Genomic DNA, 18,138 nt, shown 5'->3' with positions numbered 1-18,138 from the left:
CCATCCCCTTGGCACAGAACAACCGCGTCTTCAGCGGCTTGAACGGATCAGCGCGTACTGCGCCCACTCTCCGCGCCGGTACAGCACGTTGATGGACTTGCTCTTGTCTGCCTTGGCCAGCACAGACTCGAAATCCTTCACGCCTGTGATCTCGGTGTTGGCAATGGACAGGATGATGTCCCCTTCACGCAGCCCCGCACGGGCCGCTGCCTCGGTGGCGGCAGCCACCAGCACCCCGCCCTTGACCTTGAACTCCTTCTTCTGCGCTTCCGTCAGCTCCGTCACAGACAAACCGACCTGCTGCCCTGCAGCCGAGACTTTGGGCTTTTCTTCCCGCTCGGCTACTTTGGTCGCTGGCTTGTCCGGCTCGATCTCTGCGATGGTGATGCCCAGGTCGCGCGAGGTGCCGCGGCGGAACACGGTCACCGTGCTCTTGCTGCCCGGCTTGGTGTTGCCCACCAGGCGCGGCAGGTCTGCCACTTTCTCGATGGGTTTACCGTCAAAACGCGTGATGATGTCGCCGGCCTCCACGCCCGCCTTGTCGGCAGGCGACCCGCCCTCCACGCCCGTCACCAACGCGCCCAGCGCCTTGCCCAGGCCAATCGATTCCGCCACATCCTTGGTGACCGCACCGATTTGTACGCCGATGCGGCCGCGCGTCACGCGCCCCGATGCGCGCAACTGCTCGCTCACTCGCATCGCTTCGTCCATGGGGATGGCAAACGAGATGCCCATGAAGCCGCCCGAGCGGGAGTAGATCTGGCTGTTGATGCCCACCACCTCGCCGCGCATGTTGATGAGCGGGCCACCCGAATTGCCGGGGTTGATAGCCACGTCCGTCTGGATGAAAGGCAGGTAGTCGCCCGTGTCGCGCTGCTTGGCGCTCACGATGCCTGCCGTAACCGTGTTCTCCAACCCAAAGGGCGAGCCGATTGCCATCACCCATTCACCCACGCGCAGGCGGCCCACGTCGCCCACCTTCACGGCAGGCAGGCCCGTGGCTTCGATCTTGACCACTGCCACATCGGTGCGCTTGTCCGCGCCAACGATCTTGGCTTTGAACTCGCGCTTGTCCGGCAGTGTGACGATGACTTCGTCAGCACCGTCCACCACATGGGCGTTGGTCATGACAAAACCGTCTGCCGTCAGGATGAACCCGGAGCCGACGCCGCGTGGTTGTGGTTCTTCTTCCTGCTGCGGCCTTTGGGGGCGCTGCTGGCGAGGCAGGTTGGGGATGGGCACGCCAAACCGGCGAAAGAACTCCAGCATCTCTTCGTCCATGCCATTGGCATTGGAGCGGCCTGCGGCTTTTTCGACCGTGCGGATATTGACCACCGAGGGGCCCACCTGGTCCACCAGGTCCGTGAAGTCCGGCAAGCCACGGACGGCTGCCGCAGGCTGGGCCGACACCGCGTGGGGTACGACCATGACGCTGGCAACCCCGGTAAACATGCACGCCAACGCTATGGAGCGCAGCTTATTCCCATCAAACTTCGGCATCATCGACCTTTCGTGAATTGTGTCGAACGCTGTCAATCAACTGTGTGTAACTGTGAAGAGTGTGCCGTCAATTGGTTCCCACAGCAGCGCGCGAGTTTCTGCGCCACCCCCGCCTTCTCAGCGCGGGCGCTCCAACTGCCCCGCAAAGAGGCGCAGCGTCTGCAGCGGCACCTCACCCACCGCCGTGAGCCAGGCGTCTGGCGGTACGCGCTGGGCCAGCAACTGTGTGGCCCCCATGCCGGAGACCTGGGTCTGCGCCGGGTGGCGCTGCGGATCAAAGGATTCCAGAAACAGCGACACGGACGCCAGGCCATCGGAATAGAGGCACTGCAAAACGCTTTGCGCATCCTCCGCCGCCGACACCGCCCGCCGGTGGCAACTGACCGGAACAAACCCCGCCACCGGCTGGCGCAGCGTCCAGCCTTCGGCCTGAGCATTTGTCTTCTCCACCGCCGGGGCCACCATCTTGTAGCCAGCCGTGGCCTCCATCAAGCGGGCGAGTTGCTCCACCCGCACCGGCGCATTCAGATCGAGTTCGGAAAAAGCCGCCTGCTCCAGCACCCGGCCGTCCGATGCCAGCGTTTGCAGCTTCACCACCAGTCCCGTTTCACGCTCGACCCACAGGCGGTAGCCAAATCGCAGCGTGTCCAGCGGCTTGAACAACACAACATCGGCCACGAACCCCGCCACCCGCTCCTGCCCCGCCAGATGGGCACCGTAGAACTGGGCAATGGATGTACCGCTCACCAAGGGGACGCGGGGGAAAAGCCCCGCAGCATCGCGGCGGTCCGTGCGCACAATGCGTGCCTGCGGCAGGAAAGTGCGCACCTCGTCATTGCGCCGGAACACGGTGCGCGGCGTGCCGCTGAGGGACTCCACCCGCTCCACCTGCTGCTGTCCATCGCAAGCGTGCCAGATCTTCGAGCTGGACATCGCCCCATTGGCGGACATCACCACGAACACCCCTGCATACGACCGCCTGCAAGGCGCACTGTGCATGCGCTCGACCCACTGCGCCACATCACGCTCAGCGGGCGCGGAAACCACCTCGGCAGACGATGAAGCCGTAGAAGCGGCGCCACCCGGCGGCGCTCCCATGGCCAGGGAAGCACCCAAACCACACACGGCGGCCATCAGCACGGCAATGAGCCGTCGATGACAAAGGATTCCGGCTACGCCCCCCAAACCCAATGTGTTCATCACGCGATCTCAATGCCAGAAACGGGCATCATCCCCATCTTCCACTCAGCGGCTGGGGCCTTCAAACGTTGCATTGCGCAGGAAGCCCGCAGGCATCTGCAATGCCGACGTGCTGCCAAACTGCTTGTGGGCCGCCAGCAATTCATCCAGGCGGGGGTCGCGGATCATGACCTGCTGCCCATCGGCATCGGCCACCGCAACAACGGGCGCCCGCTGGGCGGGGGCGCGTTCGGGCGCTGCGGCCAGTTGTGCGCCAGCGCCAACACCCGACGGCCCGGCGCCCTGCAGGCTGGCAAGAGATGTCCAGCCGATGGCCGCCACGGCAGCCAGCGATGCAAATCCGGCCACCATCTTCCAGCGGAAGACGGATGCATTGGCGGCCTCTGGCATCTGCGCAGCAACCACTGCCACTTGCACTGGAACGGTGGGGCGCTCCGGCGGCGCCTCCTGGGCCAGTTGCTCACGCAAGCGGGACATGAACGCAGGATGGGCAGGCTGGGCCAGGTCCGTGGAACGCAGCACATCACCCACCAGGTGATAAAGCTGCCAGGTCTTGCCCCCGTCTTCATCCTCGCAGGCAAAAGCCAGCGCAGCCGCGAGTTCCTCGCCCTCAAGCTGGCCGTCGGCCAGGGCGGACAATCGCTCTCGATGGTTCACATCATTCGCCATGGGGTCACCTGCCAATCCGTTGATACCTGTTGCAGCCTTGTTCATTTCATCACCTCACCACCGTTTGCCCGACTGGTTTTCAAGCAAGGGGCGCACCTTGGCTGATATGGCTTCGCGCGCCCGAAAGATCCGCGACCGCACCGTACCGATGGGGCACCCCATGGCGGTCGCGATCTCTTCGTAACTCAGACCCTCGATCTCGCGCAGCGTCACCGCCTGGCGCAAATCGTCAGGCAACGCTTCCATCGCCGCGTTCACGACCTGCGCGATCTCACGGGCGGCCAGCACGGTTTCGGGGGTCTCGTCGCTGGTTAGTTCATGTCCGAGCCTGGAAGTTTCATCCTCGTCTTCACTGCCCCGGAACGCGTTCTCTGAAATGACCGGATTGCGCTTCATGTCCATCAGCGCTTTTTTGGCGGTATTGACGGCAATGCGGTACAGCCAGGTGTAGAACTGCGCGTCGCCCCGGAACTGATGGAGCGCCCGGTAGGCCCGGATGAAGGTCTCCTGGGCGATGTCCTGGACGAGATCGGTGTCACGCACCATGCGCCCGATCAGGCGCTCGATGCGGCGCTGGTACTTGATGACCAGTAATTCATAGGCGCGCTGATCGCCCGCCACCGTGCGCTCCACCAATTGGAGATCGCTGTCTTCGGAAGGGGAAGGCGAAATTACAGTCATGGATACTCAGGATTCACACCCCACGGCTGCTGGCCGGGGCGGTGTCGTCAGCGTTGTCAGCGCCCGGTTTGGCGCGCGAATATACCGCACGGCGCATGTCCATCCAGCGCTCGGGCTGGCTTGAACGCTGCAGCCAAAGCCAAGTGCGATGCTGCCCCAGGGGGAATACACACACCCAAAGATGGGATTGCAGGTCGAGAATGACTTCTGGCGGACGGGAAAGTGCCCAGAATAGTTGCCCCTTGGGGCCACCTTCCAGCACCCAGCCCTGCCCATCCCAGCGCAACACACCCACAAACTGCCGCAGCCAGAAGTGCAATGCGCATGCCGCAGCGGCCAACCACAGGCAAGCTGCAGCAACCCCGGCAACCCCAGGGGATCTCACGCCCCAAGCCACCCAGGCCACCAACACACCAGCCCCCGCCAGCAAAAGACTGACCAAAACCACGCCCAGGGCACGGCTGCGCCGCAGAAGGTACTGCACCGCAGGCGGGCGCCGTGCAAGCCGGGTCATCGGATCACAACATCCCGACCAAGAAGGCCAACAGGACGGGCCGCAAAGGAAACAGTGCGGTCAGCGGGATCAGACGCGCTTGAAAACCAGCGTCCCGTTGGTGCCGCCAAAACCAAAGTTGTTTTTGACAGCCACATCGATCTTCATGTCACGCGCCGTGTTGGCGCAGTAGTCCAGATCGCACTCCGGGTCCTGGTTGAACAGGTTGATGGTGGGCGGCGCCTTCTGCTCGTGCAAGGCCAGCACGGTGAACACGCTCTCGATGCCACCGGCGCCACCGAGCAAATGGCCCGTCATGGATTTGGTGGAACTGACCACAGTCTTGTAAGCGTGCTCGCCCAGGGCCGCCTTGATCGCATTGGTCTCGTTGAGGTCACCCAACGGGGTGGATGTGCCGTGGGCATTCAGGTAATCGACCTGGTCGGCATTGATACCCGCGTTGCGCAAGGCGCTGAGCATGGCACGGCGCGGGCCGTCCATGTTGGGTGCCGTCATGTGGCCGGCATCCGCGCTCATGCCAAAGCCACTGAGCTCGGCATAAATCTTGGCGCCACGGGCCTTGGCGTGTTCGTACTCTTCGAGCACCATCACGCCAGCACCTTCGCCCAGCACAAAACCGTCACGGTCTTTGTCCCAGGGGCGCGAGGCGGTTTGGGGGTCGTCGTTGCGGGTGGACAGGGCGCGCATGGCCGCAAAGCCACCAATGCCCAAAGGCGAGACGGTGGATTCCGTACCACCAGCCACCACCACGTCCGCATCGCCGTATTCGATCATGCGGCCCGCCTCGCCAATGCAGTGCAAGCCCGTGGTACAGGCGGTCACGACAGCAAGGTTCGGCCCCTTGAAGCCGAAACGCATGGACACATGGCCCGCCACCATGTTGATGATGGACGCAGGCACAAAAAACGGCGTGATGCGCCGTGGTCCACGGCTCACCAGTTCCGCATGGGTGTTTTCGATCAGCGGGAGACCGCCGATGCCAGAGCCGATCACGCAGGCGATGCGCGTGGCGAACTCTTCGCTGAGCGCCTCGCCCGTGGGCAGACCCGCATCCTGCACAGCCTGCGCGGCGGCGGCAATGCCGAAATGGATGAAGGTATCCATCGCGCGCGCATCCTTGGCGCTGATGTACGACTCCAGGTCCAGGCCTTTGACCTCTCCTGCGATCTTGCAGGCGAAGTTCGACGCATCGAACTTGGTGATGAGATCAATACCGGACTTTCCGGCAAGGATGTTGGCCCAGGATTCGGCCACCGTGTTACCCACGGGGCTGACGCAACCCAGGCCGGTCACGACAACGCGACGACGGCTCATGCGTAAAAAACCTTCTGCTTGGAAATCGCTTGAGTCAGGCGCAGGGCGCCGCTCAGGCCTTCTGGTGGGTGTTGGCGTAGTCGATGGCGTTTTGCACCGTGGTGATCTTCTCGGCGTCTTCGTCCGGGATCTCGATGCCGAATTCGTCTTCCAGAGCCATCACCAGTTCCACCGTGTCGAGCGAGTCGGCACCGAGGTCTGCCACGAAGGCTTTTTCATTGGTGACTTGGGACTCTTCCACACCGAGTTGTTCGGCAATGATTTTTTTGACGCGTGCTTCGATATCGCTCATGGTTTCCCTCTGGGGGTTGTGAATGAATCCGCGATTCTAGCTGCTTAAGGAGAATCCCCTCAGCAACCCGCCGTCCGGATGAACCGGCGTTATCTTTCAACAATTACATGTACATGCCGCCATTGACGTGCAACTCCTGCCCCGTCACATAGCCTGCCTCGCGCGAAGCCAGATAAGCCACCGCATGTGCGATGTCTTCGGGCTTGCCCATGTGGCCCAATGGGATCTGCGCATTGAGCGCTTTTTGCTGGTCTTCGGGTAGCCCGGAGGTCATGTCGGTCTCAATGAAACCCGGCGCCACGCAGTTCACGGTGATACTGCGGCTGCCCAGCTCGCGCGCCAGCGCGCGCGTCATGCCCGCCACACCCGCCTTGGCCGCCGCATAGTTGGCCTGGCCCGGATTGCCCGATGCACCCACCACGCTGGTGATGCTGATGATGCGCCCATAGCGCTGCTTCATCATCGGACGGATCGCGGCGCGGCTCACGCGGAACACGGCCTTGAGGTTGGTGTCCAGCACCGCATCCCAGTCTTCGTCCTTCATGCGCATGGCCAGGGTATCGCGGGTGATGCCCGCATTGTTCACCACCACATGCAGGCCGCCTTGCTGTTTGACGATGGCGTCCATCAGCGCCTCGACCGCCGCAGCGTCGTTCACGTTCAGGTTGGCGCCCCGGCAGCCAGGGTAGGCCGACAAGGCCTGGCTGATGCGCTCGGCGCCTTCGTCCGTGGTGGCAGTGCCCACCACCTGGTAGCCGCGCGTCGCCAGTTCCAGGGCGATCGCCGCGCCAATGCCGCGCGATGCGCCGGTGACCAGCGCCACTTGCGCCGTCTGCGCGGCCGATGAAGATTGCGTCATGCCAACAACTCCCGGGTTTCGGCCAGCGTGGCCGGATCAAACAATGCAGCGCCGACCAGTTCGGGGTCGATGCGCTTGGTCAGGCCCGCCAGCACCTTGCCGGGGCCACATTCAACAATATGGGTGACTCCACGGCCTTTCAGCGCGTGCACGCACTCCACCCAGCGCACCGGGCCAAAGGCCTGGCGGTACAGCGCATCGCGGATGGCGTCGGCATCCTGCTGCACGGCCACGTCCACGTTGTTCAGCACCGGAATCTGGGGCGCCGCCAGCGCCACGTCGGCCAAGGCCACGCGCAGCTTTTCGGCGGCGGGCTTCATCAGGCTGGAGTGGAAAGGCGCCGACACCGGCAATGGCAGGGCGCGTTTGGCGCCCGCGGCCTTGAGCATTTCGCAGGCCTTGTCCACCCCGGCCTTGGTCCCGGCGATCACGGTCTGGATGGGGTCGTTGAAGTTGACGGCCTCGACCACCTCGGCCGTGCCGGGGCCAAACGAAGCCACGGCCTCGGCGCAGCCTGCGATGACCTTGGCGGCGTCCATGCCCAGGATGGCCGCCATGGCGCCCGTGCCCACAGGCACTGCCTCTTGCATGGCCGCAGCGCGCAGGCGCACCAGCGGCGCGGCCTGCGCCAGTGTCAGTACACCCGCAGCCACCAGGGCCGAATATTCACCGAGCGAGTGGCCAGCCACCGCCACCGGGGCGGCGCCACCTTCGGCACGCCAGACGCGCCAGGCGGCCACTCCGGCCACCAACATCACCGGCTGGGTGTTGGTGGTCAGGGCCAGCGCCTCCTTGGGGCCTTGCTTGATCAGCAGGCCTACGTCTTCACCCAGGGCATCCGAGGCTTCCTGCAGGGTCTGCGCCACCACGGGGTGGTCACCCCAACCGTCGAGCATGCCCACGGACTGCGATCCCTGGCCGGGAAAGACAAATGCAAAAGACGTCATGAATTCATCATCCAGAAATTTGATCGAAATATCGCCCTAGCGCTTATCTATCAAGCGCAAGCAGCTATAACTTCAGGAGCGCCGCACCCCAGGTGAAGCCACCGCCCACGCCTTCCAGCAGCAGGGTCTCGCCTTTTTGGACCTGACCGGAGCGCACCGCATGGTCGAGCGCCAGGGGGATAGATGCCGCCGACGTGTTGCCATGCTGGTCCACGGTGACCACCACCTTGTCCATGGACATCTTCAGCTTGCGGGCCGTGCCCTGCATGATGCGGATGTTGGCCTGGTGCGGAATCAGCCAGTCGATGTCCGCCTCGGTCAGCCCGGCCTTGGCCAGGGCGGCATGGGCGGCCTTCTCCAGCACCCCCACAGCCAACTTGAAGACGGCCTGGCCGTCCATCTTGAGGAGCGGATCGCCCAGCACCTGGCCGCCCGCCACGTTGCCGGGCACACACAGGATACCCACGTGCTTGCCGTCGGCATGGAGGTCGCTCGACAGGATGCCGGGGGTTTCGGACGCTTCCAGCACCACGGCGCCAGCGCCATCACCAAACAGCACGCAGGTGGTGCGGTCGTTGAAGTCCAGGATGCGGCTGAAAACCTCTGCGCCGATCACCAACGCGCGGTTGGCCGCCCCCGTCTGGATCATCGCATCGGCCACCGACAGCGCATACACAAAGCCGCTGCATACCGCCTGCACATCAAACGCCGGGCAGCCATTGGCCCCGAGCTTGTTTTGCAGAATGCAGGCCACCGAAGGAAACACCATGTCCGGCGTGGACGTGGCCACGATGATCAGGTCGATGTCCGTCGGCAGCAAGCCAGCCGCCTGCAAGGCATTGCGCGCAGCCTCCACGCCCAGGTCGCTGGCGGCCACGTCGGGGGCCGCAAAGTGGCGTGCCCGGATGCCCGTGCGCTCCACAATCCAGTCGTCGGAAGTCTCGATGCCGCGCTGGCCCAGTTCGGCCACCAGATCAGCGTTGGTCAACCGGCGAGGGGGCAAATAGCTGCCGGTGCCGGTAATGCGGGAGTAGCGTCTCATCAATGTGTCGTCGCCGCAACGCCAGGCTGGGGCTGGGCATCTGCAGGCACCAGGAGAGGCGCCGCATGCGCAATCCGGGTCCGGACACGGTCGAGCAGGTTGTTGCGGGCTGCATCATACGCCCGGTTCAAAGCCTGCTCGAACGCCACGGCATCCGCCGACCCATGGCTCTTGAACACCAGCCCGCGCAGGCCCAGAAGTGCCGCGCCGTTGTAACGGCGGTAATCCATGCGCTTCATGAGCGCTTTTAGGATCGGATAGGCAACGATCGCCGCCATTTTGGTGAAGATGTTGCGTGAGAACTCAGCCTTGAGCGTGCCAACAATCATTGCAGCGACACCTTCGCTGGCCTTCAGTGCCACATTGCCCACAAATCCGTCACACACCACGATGTCCACGGTGCCTTTGAAAATGTCATTGCCTTCGACATTGCCAAAGAAATTCAAATCGCCAGAACTGGCCGCAGATCGCAACAGTTCACCCGCTTTTTTGATGACTTCGCTGCCTTTGATGACTTCTTCACCAATATTGAGCAAACCGACGGTGGGCTCGCCGCCCTCACCCGTCTCCTGAAGGGCCGACACCAGGGCAGAGCCCATCACGGCGAACTGCAGCAGGTGCTCCGCCGAGCAGTCCACATTGGCACCCAGGTCCAGCACCGTGGTGGCGCCGCCTGTGGCATTGGGCAATTGGGTGGCGATGGCCGGGCGGTCGATGCCCTCCAGCGTCTTGAGGAGATAGCGGGCAATCGCCATCAGCGCGCCGGTGTTACCGGCAGAGACAGCAGCCGACGCGGCGCCGTCCTTGACCTGCTGAATGGCCACACGCATCGAAGAATCCTTCTTCTTGCGCAAAGCCACCTCCACCGGGTCGTCCATGGCCACCACTTCGGAGGCGGGAACGATGGTGGCGCGGTCGTGGGAGAACGATTGCAACTCACCCGCTAGGCCGACGAGCAGCAAGCGGGCATCAGGGTGGTGTTCGAGAAACTGGCGGCACGCCGCGAGCGTGACGCGGGGGCCGTGGTCGCCCCCCATGCAGTCAACAGCCAGTGTGATCATGGGCGACTTGTCCGGCCGGCCAAACAGGCCGAAAGATAAATACGACGGTCAAAACAAAGGCCCGCGCTACATTTATCGTAGCAACGGGCCTTTGGATGGGGCGAAAGTCAGGCTTCAGACTTGTTCTTCAGCACCTGGCGGCCACGGTAGAAACCGTTGGGGCTGATGTGGTGACGCAGGTGCGTTTCACCGGTGGTGGGTTCCACAGCAATGCCTGGCACGTTCAGGGCATTGTGCGAGCGGTGCATGCCGCGCTTGGAAGGGGACTTTTTGTTTTGCTGAACGGCCATGATGGCTCCTGATCTTGAATAGGTTGGTAAAAACGCGATCAGCCCATAAGACACGATGGGATTCGCGTGAAGCCCACGATTATAACCCAAATGATTTTTGGACTACCCAATCACTTCTTCTTGTCATCCTTGCGCAACGCGGCCAGCGCGGCAAAGGGGTTGGGCTTTTCGGTGTTGGCTTCCTCGAAATCGTCATCCGACGAAGCCAGCGGCACGGCCGTGGGGCACTCGTCATGCTTTGGCACCACGGGCAGGGCCATCAGCAGCTCGTCTTCGATGAGCTCGTGCAGGTCGAACTCGCGGCTCATGGCCAGCAGGTCTTCCTCGCTATCGTCATCCAGTGCCTCGGCCGTGGCCTCGTCCGCCACAAAACGAAACTCGCGGTCCACCTCCAGCGGCACATCCACGGGAGTCAGGCAGCGCTGGCACACCATGGGGAAGCTGGCCCGCACCTTGAGGTGCAGCCACACCTGCCCCATGCCGCCAAGCGCCGTGCGCATCTCGCCCGTGGCTTCCCAGTCCACCAGGAGGTCCGGGTGCAGGCCCTTGGCCTCTTGCGCCAGGCGTTTGTACTTGAGCAGCGAGTCGTGGCCCGACAGCCGTCCGCCCGCCTGAGCGAAGGCTTTCACGTCCAGGCGCTGCGGGGAGAATTCCTTGGTCATGGCGGCAGTGTAAGAGAATCGGCGCATGCTTCAATCCCCCTCCCAGCAACGCCCTCTGGTATTGGGCTCCACCTCGCGTTACCGGCGCGAATTGCTCCAGCGGCTGAACCTGCCTTTTGACGTCGCCGCCCCCGACGTGGACGAATCCCCGCTGCCCGGCGAAGCCCCCCGCGCACTGGCCCTGCGGCTGGCGCTGGCCAAGGCGCACGCCGTGGCCCGGCAACACCCCGAAGCGGTGGTGATCGGCTCGGACCAGGTCGCCGACCTTGCAGGCGAGCCGCTGGGCAAGCCAGGCCACCATGAGCGTGCGGTGCAGCAACTGCGCCAGATGCGCGGCCAGACTGTGATTTTCCAAACCGCCGTGGCCGTGGTCTGCCGCGCCACCGGCTTCGAGCAAGTGGAACTGGCCCCCGTAGAAGTGTTATTTCGCGATCTGTCCGACGCCGAAATCGAGCGCTACCTGCGCGCAGAGCAGCCCTACGACTGCGCGGGCAGCGCCAAAAGCGAGGGCCTGGGCATCGCCCTGCTGGACGCCATCCACAGCGACGACCCCACCGCCCTCATCGGCCTGCCACTGATCCGCACCTGCCGCATGCTGCGCGCAGCGGGCCTGGTGTTGCCATGAGCACCGTCACCCTCGGCACGCTGTACCTGGTGCCCGCGCCCCTCGATTTCGGCTGCGACACACAGGCCCCGCTGCAGGACGCCCTGCCCACCAGCACGCTGCAAACCGCCGCCCGCCTGACGCATTGGGTGTGCGAGAACGCTAAGAGCACACGCGCCTACCTCAAGCGCATCGACGCCCTGCACCCCCTGGCCGCGCCCCTGCAGCAGCAGCAGATCACCGAACTGCCGCGCGAGGTGCACAAAAAAGGCGACCACGGCGACAAAGGCTCGGCCCCATTCGACGCACGTCCGCTGCTGGCGGCCGCGCTGGTAGGCCACCACATCGGCCTGGTGAGCGAGGCGGGCATGCCCGCCGTGGCCGACCCCGGCTCGTCGGTGGTGCGCGCAGCGCACGACCTGGGCCTGCGCGTGGTGCCCCTGGTGGGGCCGGTATCGCTGCTGCTGGCCCTGGCGGCCAGTGGCCTCAACGGGCAGAACTTCGCCTTCGTGGGCTACCTTCCGCAAGACGCACAGGAACGCACCCAGCGCATCAAGGAACTGGAGAGCATCGCGCTGCGCACAGGCCAGACCCAGCTCTTCATCGAAACCCCCTACCGCAACGCCGCCCTGTGGCAGGCACTGGTGCAGACGCTGCAGCCCCACACCCGCCTGGCGCTGGCCAGCGGGCTGACGCTGCCCGAGGCGCGCACAGAGAGCCAGTTGGTGCGCCAATGGCGCCAGCAGCCCGCAGCACCAGACAACCGCACGCCCGTGGTTTTTGCATTAGGCCGCTGATCATGAATCACCCATTAGCTATATTTTTAATAGCAATAAGCGCTTATGGATCAAGCGCTGAGGCCATTATTCGTTGTGAATTGAATGGCAAATCCGTCAATACCAACAACGGTGCCGAAACCGCTGGCCAGTCTGGGCTGGTGCGCTGCCGCGAAGAAGACACCGGGCACCTCCAGCGCGAGCAGGAACTGCGCGGCGGCAAGTTCGTGGGCCTGGAGCGCAGGTTCGACCGCGAAGGCCGCCTGCAGCACGAGCGCACAGTCAACGAACGCGGCAACAGCCACGGCCGGGTGGCCGAGTTCTGGCCCAACGGCCAGGTGCGGAGCGAGGAAACCGCAGACAACGGCCGCACTCAGGGCGCGGCGCGGCGCTTTGACGCCACGGGGCGCATGGAGCGCGTGTCCTTCCATGGCGATGGGCAGGAACTGTTCTCCATGGAAACCAACAGCAAGGGCCAACCCACACGCCTGCGCTGCCCACGCACCAGCGTGCTGCCCGAAGACCGCAAGCTCTGCGGCTTTGACGGTGCCACCGACACCCTGCTCTACGCTGAAAACGGCGCCAAGACCGCACAACTGCGCTACGACCAGGGCCGCCTGCTGAGCGCGACCGAATGGACCAACGATGGCGTTGTCTCCGCCCAGCAGCTTGTGGTGGACGGGCGGCGTGTGCACCGCAGCTTCACCGCCGAGGGCGGCAAGAGCGTGCTGCGCGAGGAACGCATCTTTGCGCCGGACGAACGCACGCTGCGCGATACACGCGGCCCGCTGCTCAGCACCAAGCGCTATGGCGCGTCAGGCCAGCTCATCGAGCAGCGCAGTTTTACCGACGGCCGCGAAGTGCAGGTGGAGCGCTGGTATTTGAACGGATCGGTGCGCGAACGCAGCATCTGGAGCGGCACCGGCGAGCAGGCGCGCCTGCAGCGCGAGACGTACCGCGACGATGGCAAGCTGGCGCGGCGCGAACAGCTCAATGCCGATCAATGGCCCGTGGGCACCCAACAGACCTTTCATGACAACGGGCGGCTGGCCGTAGAGGAACAGTATTCCGCACCCGAGGCCCGTGGACGCGCGCGCCTCACAGCTCGCAAGCAGTGGGACGAGACGGGCAAGCTCCTGGCAGACGACACCATCCTCGAAGACGGCTCGCGCCAGCGCAAGGCCGGGGCTGGCGGGCTGGACAGCTAGAGAATCAATCACCCTCCTGCCAGCCCTCGGGGGGCCGCCGCGGTCAGCCGCATCACGCCACACACGCCCATACGCAAAAATGCCCCGGAAGGAATCTCCACCCGGGGCATCGGTTGTTGTGAATGGCCCGCAGGCCAGGCCGGAGGACGTCAGCGCAACTGAGGCCCCGCCACCGACAGCGACTTCACCGCGCCCACACCCATGGCCGCGCCAAAGCGCTTGACCAAACGCTCGGCCACGTTGTCGCGGCGGGTGTAGTCAATGATGTCTTCAGCCTTCACCACCTCGCGGGCCACGTAGTCGAGGTTGCCCAGCTTGTCGGCCAGGCCCATCTCCACGGCCTGCTGGCCGGTCCAGAACAGGCCGCTGAAGGTGTCGGGCGTGGTCTTGAGGCGATCGCCGCGCCCGGCCTTCACCACGGCGATGAACTGCTGGTGGATCTGGTCGAGCATGGTCTGCGCATAGGCGCGCTGCTTTTCGGTCTGCGGGCTGAAGGGGTCGAGAAAACCCTTGTTCTCGCCAGCGGTGAGCAAGCGGCGCTCCACGCCCAGCTTTTCCATGGTGCCGGTGAAGCCGAAGCCGTCCATCAGCACACCGATGCTGCCCACGATGCTGGCCTTGTCCACGTAGATGTCATCGGCGGCAGCGGCGATGTAATACGCGGCCGATGCGCAGGTCTCCTCGACCACAGCGTAGATCGGCTTGCCGTGTTTGGCCTTGAGGCGAATGATTTCGTCGTTGATGATGCCCGCCTGCACCGGGCTGCCGCCCGGCGAGTTGATGAGCAGCACCAGCGCCTGCGAGCCTTCGTCCTCCAGCGCGCTGCGCATGGCGGCCACGACGAACTCGGCACTCGCCTCGGCGCCGCTGGCGATCTCGCCCTTGATGTCCACCACCGCCGTGTGTGGGGCGCTCGCGCTGGCGCTAGGCGATGCCTGGCGCAAAGCCACGAAGGCAATGGCGGCAATCAGCGCCAGCCAGGCCAGGCGAAAGAAGATCTTCCAGCGCCGGGTGCTGCGTTGTTCATTGAGGGCGGCGAAGGCCAGCTTCTCCAGCGTGGCACGTTCCCAGCCGGGTTCACGCGATGAATCGCTCACGGTTGCTCCTGAATTTGTAGCTGCTTGCGCCCACAGATCGGGCGCGGGATTTGTTTTTGGGTCATAACCCGGAGAGCCGGGCTGCTGGGGGTCTGTCATGTCATGCGTCCTGGGCGCTGCGCCGGGCGTCGGTCAGTCGATCAAATCAGCCTGGGGTTTCTAGAACTCTACGGGCCGCAGATGGGTGGCAGTATGCCAGTGCACCATGCCATCGCTTTCCGACAAGGCGATTTTCACCAGCCCGCCCCGGCACGGGCCGCCCGCGCACTGGCCCGTGTGGGGCAGGTAGGCCGCCCCGTGGGTGGCGCACAGCAGCCACTGGCCGGTGTCGTCAAAAAACCGGCCTTCCTGGTAGTCCATCTCCATCGGCACGTGGGTGCAGCGGTTCAGGTAAGCATGGGGCAGGCCCCGGTAGCGGATGGCAAAGGCCCGGCAGGCCTGGCCCGCGTAATGCACATCAAACCCCACCGCCAGGCCGCCATCGACCAGGTCGGCGCTGCTGCACAGGGGAATCGACTGTTCTGGGAGGTTTTCCATTGTCATGGGGCATTCGCGGGGCAAGCGGCGTCAGGCCTCGCGCAGCAGCCAGTCGTGTAATTCGCGCACCGAGTGGGCCACATGCAAGGGCTTGAGCACATGGAACGCATCGGGCTCGTGGGCGCCGTAGCTCACGCCCACGCTGGCGCAACCGGCGTTGACGGCCATCTGCAGGTCGTGGGTGGTGTCGCCCACCATGAGCAGGCGCTCGGGCACCACGTCGAAGTCGGCCATCAGCTCTTGCAGCATCAGGGGGTGGGGCTTGCCAGCGGTCTGGTCGGCGGTGCGCGAGCCGTCGAACACGCCTTTGAGCGCCACCGTGTGCAGCGCGTCATCCAGCCCGCGCCGGCTTTTGCCGGTGGCCACGGCCAGCAAGTGGCCCCGTTCGCGCAGTTCGTCGAGCATGGGCAACACGCCGTCGAACAGGCTCAGGTCGTCCTGGTGCTGGATGTAGTGAAAGCGGTAGCGGTTGCCCAGTTCGTTGTACTTTTCGGGCGGCACGTCGGGGGCCGCATGGGCCAGGGCCTGCATGAGGCCCATGCCGATCACGTAGGCCGCCTCCTTGTCGGTGGGCACGGTGCCGCCCACGTCGCGCACCGCCGCCTGGATGCAGCGCACGATGATGGCGGTGGAGTCGAACAGGGTGCCATCCCAGTCAAAGGCGATGAGGTCGAAGCGGCGGGGGCGGGACGTGGGGCGCATTGGAGGAAAACACTCAGGCGATGGGAACAAAATCGGCCAGATCGGGCGGCAGCTCGGCATGGAGCGCCACCCGCTCGCCCGAGGCGGGGTGGTTGAACTGTAACCGCCATGCATGCAGGAACATGCGCTTCATCCCTTGCTTTTGCAGGCGCTTGTTCAGGTCGAAGTCGCCATATTTGTCGTCACCCACAATCGCGTGCCCCTGGCTCGCCAGGTGCACACGGATCTGGTGGGTGCGGCCGGTCTTGATGGTCACCTCCAGCAAGGACATCGCGGGCAGGCCCTGTTCCGGCCGGGCCGCCACCGTGCTGCGCACCTTGACCAGGGTGATGGAGCGCATGCCGTCCGGGTCGTCGGCCGTGGTCACGCGCACGCGGCGCTCGCCGTCGGCCTGCAGGTATTTGTGCAGCGGCAGGTCGATGACCTTTTTGTTGGCGGGCCAGGTGCCGGTAACCAGCGCCAGATAGGTCTTGCCTGTCTCGCGTTCACGGAACTGGTCTTGCAAGTGAGTGAGCGCTGACCGCTTCTTGGCCACCAGCAGGATGCCCGAGGTTTCGCGGTCGAGCCGGTGGACCAACTCCAGAAACTTGGCGCCCGGCCGCGCCTGGCGCAATTGTTCGATCACGCCAAAACTCACCCCGCTGCCGCCATGCACGGCCACACCAGCGGGCTTGTCGATGGCGATCAGGTGTTCGTCTTCGAGCAGGGTGGGGAATTCGCGCGCGGGCGCCGGGCGCTCGGCCCTTTCGGCCACCTTGTCGGAAATGCGCACGGGCGGCAGGCGCACCTGGTCGCCCGCCTCCACACGGGTGTCGGCGCTGGCGCGGCCCTTGTTGATGCGCACCTCGCCGCTGCGGATGATGCGGTAGACATGCGTTTTGGGCACGCCTTTCAGGTGGCGTATCAAAAAGTTATCCAACCGCTGGCCTGCAGAGTCTTCGTCGACCTCGACCAGGCGGGCCGCCGGAGGGCTTGCCGCCGTGGTGCGGTCGGATGGTGGTTTGGCCCCTATAATGTGTTTCACCTGCGCGTTGTTATGTAAGTGGTTGATTTGTCTGGAGTTTAGTCCACACAACCCTTGCACTGGCGCAGGAAGGTCGATGCCAGCGGGCGTCGTGCGCGCAGATTGCAGGCCAGATGCCTGTGGTGGCCCGCACGCCGTGCGGCGGGCTGACAGATTGAAACACTGATACGGAATCCCCCAAGCTGGCAGATGGCACCCTACCCGGGAGCAAGCTGCCAGCGGATCAAAGCGAGCATGTGGTTGTTGATGGCATGGATGATGACCTTGTGGCGGAGGCTACGGCCTCCGGCTGCACGCTCAAAATCGCCTTCAGCGCACAGCCAGCAAGCGCAATCAGCTATTAATTTAATAGCAAAACTGCACTCCTACCACTCGCCCCCATCCACGCGCCCCTGCCTCCCGATGCTGCGCTAGAGCGCGGCAGATCATTGGCATCCCCGGCAATTCCCTTCGTTTCGATGCGTCAGTCCAGGCATTCACAGCTCCTGTAGAGCTTGTTGTATTGGTTTGGAAACTGTGGGCAGCAGCCCGCGCAGCCCTCCCTGATGATGGGGTGGGTTGCCCCGCTGCTGTCCGCGAAACACTGAAGGAATCGCATCATGAAGCGGATGCTCATCAACGCCACGCAGCCCGAAGAACGGCGCCTGGCCATCGTCGACGGACAAAAGCTCCTCGACTACGAAATCGAAATCGAGGGGCGCGAACAGCGCAAGGGCAACATCTACAAGGCCGTCGTCACGCGCGTCGAGCCTTCGCTGGAAGCCTGTTTTGTGGACTACGGCGAAGACCGCCACGGCTTCCTGCCGTTCAAGGAAATCTCGCGCAGCTACTTCACCCCCGGCGTCTCGCCCGGCCAGGCGCGCATCAATGAAGTGATCAAGGAAGGCCAGGAACTGCTGGTCCAGGTCGAAAAGGAAGAACGCGGCAACAAGGGCGCGGCCCTGACCACCTTCGTCTCGCTGGCCGGCCGCTACGTGGTGCTGATGCCCAACAACCCCCGTGGCGGTGGCGTTTCGCGCCGAATCGAGGGCGAGGACCGCGCCGAGCTCAAGGAGGCGATGGACCAGCTGGAATACCCCAACGGCATGTCCATCATCGCGCGCACCGCTGGCATTGGCCGCACCGCGCCCGAGCTGCAGTGGGACCTGAACTACCTGCT

Annotated in this window: 21 protein-coding genes; 4 read left to right on the top strand and 17 right to left on the bottom strand. The window is 64.3% G+C overall.

The genetic code is table 11. The features are described from left to right. Positions 1 to 30 precede the first annotated feature (30 nt). The 13 genes from Q0105_RS06455 to Q0105_RS06395 form a co-directional block, all read right to left on the bottom strand. Positions 31 to 1,500 carry a Do family serine endopeptidase gene (locus tag Q0105_RS06455; RefSeq protein ID WP_298209949.1) on the bottom strand — a complete coding sequence of 490 codons (1,470 nt, stop codon included), beginning with the start codon at positions 1,498 to 1,500 and terminating at the stop codon, positions 31 to 33. A gap of 117 nt (positions 1,501 to 1,617) precedes the next feature. Next, positions 1,618 to 2,700 (bottom strand): MucB/RseB C-terminal domain-containing protein, encoded by a 1,083-nt coding sequence (locus Q0105_RS06450; protein WP_298209947.1) that lies wholly within the window; start codon positions 2,698 to 2,700, stop codon positions 1,618 to 1,620. 45 nt (positions 2,701 to 2,745) lie between these two features. Continuing rightward, a complete protein-coding gene (locus Q0105_RS06445; RefSeq protein ID WP_298209945.1) occupies positions 2,746 to 3,414 on the bottom strand; it encodes a sigma-E factor negative regulatory protein in 669 nt (222 codons plus the stop codon). Between the two features lie 9 nt (positions 3,415 to 3,423). Then, the gene (gene rpoE / locus Q0105_RS06440) at positions 3,424 to 4,050 is read right to left on the bottom strand and encodes an RNA polymerase sigma factor RpoE (protein ID WP_298209943.1); all 627 of its coding nucleotides are present in this window, start codon (positions 4,048 to 4,050) and stop codon (positions 3,424 to 3,426) included. 13 nt (positions 4,051 to 4,063) lie between these two features. Further along, the gene (locus Q0105_RS06435; protein WP_298209941.1) at positions 4,064 to 4,564 is read right to left on the bottom strand and encodes a hypothetical protein; all 501 of its coding nucleotides are present in this window, start codon (positions 4,562 to 4,564) and stop codon (positions 4,064 to 4,066) included. A 69-nt stretch (positions 4,565 to 4,633) separates the two neighbouring features. Next, positions 4,634 to 5,878, bottom strand: coding sequence for a beta-ketoacyl-ACP synthase II (gene fabF / locus Q0105_RS06430; protein WP_298209939.1), 1,245 nt, complete (start codon positions 5,876 to 5,878; stop codon positions 4,634 to 4,636). A gap of 52 nt (positions 5,879 to 5,930) precedes the next feature. Beyond that, the gene (acpP, locus tag Q0105_RS06425) at positions 5,931 to 6,170 is read right to left on the bottom strand and encodes an acyl carrier protein (RefSeq protein WP_003058049.1); all 240 of its coding nucleotides are present in this window, start codon (positions 6,168 to 6,170) and stop codon (positions 5,931 to 5,933) included. A gap of 103 nt (positions 6,171 to 6,273) precedes the next feature. Next, on the bottom strand, positions 6,274 to 7,029 hold the full coding sequence (gene fabG / locus Q0105_RS06420; protein WP_298209937.1) for a 3-oxoacyl-ACP reductase FabG: 756 nt from the start codon (positions 7,027 to 7,029) through the stop codon (positions 6,274 to 6,276). Continuing rightward, a complete protein-coding gene (gene fabD, locus Q0105_RS06415) occupies positions 7,026 to 7,976 on the bottom strand; it encodes an ACP S-malonyltransferase (protein ID WP_298209935.1) in 951 nt (316 codons plus the stop codon). Before fabD ends, fabG begins: the two co-directional genes overlap by 4 nt. A gap of 64 nt (positions 7,977 to 8,040) precedes the next feature. After that, on the bottom strand, positions 8,041 to 9,018 hold the full coding sequence (locus Q0105_RS06410) for a beta-ketoacyl-ACP synthase III (protein WP_298209933.1): 978 nt from the start codon (positions 9,016 to 9,018) through the stop codon (positions 8,041 to 8,043). Next, positions 9,018 to 10,079 (bottom strand): phosphate acyltransferase PlsX, encoded by a 1,062-nt coding sequence (plsX, locus tag Q0105_RS06405; protein ID WP_298209931.1) that lies wholly within the window; start codon positions 10,077 to 10,079, stop codon positions 9,018 to 9,020. The genes Q0105_RS06410 and plsX overlap by 1 nt, the downstream gene beginning before the upstream one ends. 107 nt (positions 10,080 to 10,186) lie before the next feature. Further along, positions 10,187 to 10,369, bottom strand: a complete 183-nt coding sequence (rpmF, locus tag Q0105_RS06400) for a 50S ribosomal protein L32 (protein ID WP_005794249.1) — start codon at positions 10,367 to 10,369, stop codon at positions 10,187 to 10,189. A gap of 110 nt (positions 10,370 to 10,479) precedes the next feature. Next, entirely contained in the window at positions 10,480 to 11,031 is a 552-nt protein-coding gene (locus tag Q0105_RS06395) for a YceD family protein (RefSeq protein WP_298209929.1), read from the bottom strand. Between the two features lie 25 nt (positions 11,032 to 11,056). Here Q0105_RS06395 and Q0105_RS06390 point away from each other — a divergent pair, with 25 nt between their 5' ends. From Q0105_RS06390 to Q0105_RS06380, 3 genes are all read left to right on the top strand, one after another. Further along, positions 11,057 to 11,656, top strand: a complete 600-nt coding sequence (locus Q0105_RS06390; RefSeq protein ID WP_298209927.1) for a Maf family nucleotide pyrophosphatase — start codon at positions 11,057 to 11,059, stop codon at positions 11,654 to 11,656. After that, positions 11,653 to 12,432, top strand: coding sequence for an SAM-dependent methyltransferase (locus Q0105_RS06385; RefSeq protein ID WP_298209925.1), 780 nt, complete (start codon positions 11,653 to 11,655; stop codon positions 12,430 to 12,432). The genes Q0105_RS06390 and Q0105_RS06385 overlap by 4 nt, the downstream gene beginning before the upstream one ends. An 80-nt stretch (positions 12,433 to 12,512) precedes the next feature. Beyond that, complete coding sequence (locus Q0105_RS06380; RefSeq protein ID WP_298209923.1) at positions 12,513 to 13,619, top strand: hypothetical protein; 1,107 nt, start codon at positions 12,513 to 12,515, stop codon at positions 13,617 to 13,619. A gap of 149 nt (positions 13,620 to 13,768) precedes the next feature. Here Q0105_RS06380 and Q0105_RS06375 read toward each other — a convergent pair whose 3' ends face one another. The 4 genes from Q0105_RS06375 to Q0105_RS06360 are packed head-to-tail and all read right to left on the bottom strand — an operon-like array spanning position 13,769 to position 16,979. Further along, a complete protein-coding gene (locus Q0105_RS06375; protein ID WP_298209921.1) occupies positions 13,769 to 14,815 on the bottom strand; it encodes a S49 family peptidase in 1,047 nt (348 codons plus the stop codon). A 60-nt stretch (positions 14,816 to 14,875) separates the two neighbouring features. After that, on the bottom strand, positions 14,876 to 15,253 hold the full coding sequence (locus tag Q0105_RS06370) for a Rieske 2Fe-2S domain-containing protein (protein ID WP_298209919.1): 378 nt from the start codon (positions 15,251 to 15,253) through the stop codon (positions 14,876 to 14,878). Between the two features lie 30 nt (positions 15,254 to 15,283). After that, positions 15,284 to 15,955 (bottom strand): HAD-IA family hydrolase, encoded by a 672-nt coding sequence (locus tag Q0105_RS06365; RefSeq protein WP_298209917.1) that lies wholly within the window; start codon positions 15,953 to 15,955, stop codon positions 15,284 to 15,286. 13 nt (positions 15,956 to 15,968) lie between these two features. Next, positions 15,969 to 16,979 (bottom strand): RluA family pseudouridine synthase, encoded by a 1,011-nt coding sequence (locus Q0105_RS06360; RefSeq protein WP_298209915.1) that lies wholly within the window; start codon positions 16,977 to 16,979, stop codon positions 15,969 to 15,971. A gap of 599 nt (positions 16,980 to 17,578) precedes the next feature. Between Q0105_RS06360 and Q0105_RS06355 the strand changes: the two genes are divergently transcribed. Further along, on the top strand, positions 17,579 to 18,138 hold a 560-nt coding region (locus Q0105_RS06355), incomplete at its 3' end, for a ribonuclease E/G (RefSeq protein WP_298209912.1).

This window comes from Acidovorax sp., from assembly GCF_027492855.1.
In the GTDB taxonomy this organism is placed as follows: Bacteria; Pseudomonadota; Gammaproteobacteria; order Burkholderiales; family Burkholderiaceae_C; genus Acidovorax.
Note: the sequence above shows the minus strand (reverse complement) of the source record. Positions and strands in the feature narration are given on the sequence as shown.

Excerpts from the sequence above, each read along its gene's own strand:
- Q0105_RS06455 (WP_298209949.1), bottom strand. The coding sequence starts at position 1,500 with ATGCCGAAGTTTGATGGGAATAAGCTGCGCTCCATAGCGTTGGCGTGC.
- Q0105_RS06450 (WP_298209947.1), bottom strand. The coding sequence starts at position 2,700 with ATGAACACATTGGGTTTGGGGGGCGTAGCCGGAATCCTTTGTCATCGA.
- Q0105_RS06445 (WP_298209945.1), bottom strand. The coding sequence starts at position 3,414 with ATGAACAAGGCTGCAACAGGTATCAACGGATTGGCAGGTGACCCCATG.
- rpoE (WP_298209943.1), bottom strand. The coding sequence starts at position 4,050 with ATGACTGTAATTTCGCCTTCCCCTTCCGAAGACAGCGATCTCCAATTG.
- Q0105_RS06435 (WP_298209941.1), bottom strand. The coding sequence starts at position 4,564 with ATGACCCGGCTTGCACGGCGCCCGCCTGCGGTGCAGTACCTTCTGCGG.
- fabF (WP_298209939.1), bottom strand. The coding sequence starts at position 5,878 with ATGAGCCGTCGTCGCGTTGTCGTGACCGGCCTGGGTTGCGTCAGCCCC.
- acpP (WP_003058049.1), bottom strand. The coding sequence starts at position 6,170 with ATGAGCGATATCGAAGCACGCGTCAAAAAAATCATTGCCGAACAACTC.
- fabG (WP_298209937.1), bottom strand. The coding sequence starts at position 7,029 with ATGACGCAATCTTCATCGGCCGCGCAGACGGCGCAAGTGGCGCTGGTC.
- fabD (WP_298209935.1), bottom strand. The coding sequence starts at position 7,976 with ATGACGTCTTTTGCATTTGTCTTTCCCGGCCAGGGATCGCAGTCCGTG.
- Q0105_RS06410 (WP_298209933.1), bottom strand. The coding sequence starts at position 9,018 with ATGAGACGCTACTCCCGCATTACCGGCACCGGCAGCTATTTGCCCCCT.
- plsX (WP_298209931.1), bottom strand. The coding sequence starts at position 10,079 with ATGATCACACTGGCTGTTGACTGCATGGGGGGCGACCACGGCCCCCGC.
- rpmF (WP_005794249.1), bottom strand. The coding sequence starts at position 10,369 with ATGGCCGTTCAGCAAAACAAAAAGTCCCCTTCCAAGCGCGGCATGCAC.
- Q0105_RS06395 (WP_298209929.1), bottom strand. The coding sequence starts at position 11,031 with ATGACCAAGGAATTCTCCCCGCAGCGCCTGGACGTGAAAGCCTTCGCT.
- Q0105_RS06390 (WP_298209927.1), top strand. The coding sequence starts at position 11,057 with ATGCTTCAATCCCCCTCCCAGCAACGCCCTCTGGTATTGGGCTCCACC.
- Q0105_RS06385 (WP_298209925.1), top strand. The coding sequence starts at position 11,653 with ATGAGCACCGTCACCCTCGGCACGCTGTACCTGGTGCCCGCGCCCCTC.
- Q0105_RS06375 (WP_298209921.1), bottom strand. The coding sequence starts at position 14,815 with ATGACAGACCCCCAGCAGCCCGGCTCTCCGGGTTATGACCCAAAAACA.
- Q0105_RS06370 (WP_298209919.1), bottom strand. The coding sequence starts at position 15,253 with ATGGAAAACCTCCCAGAACAGTCGATTCCCCTGTGCAGCAGCGCCGAC.
- Q0105_RS06365 (WP_298209917.1), bottom strand. The coding sequence starts at position 15,955 with ATGCGCCCCACGTCCCGCCCCCGCCGCTTCGACCTCATCGCCTTTGAC.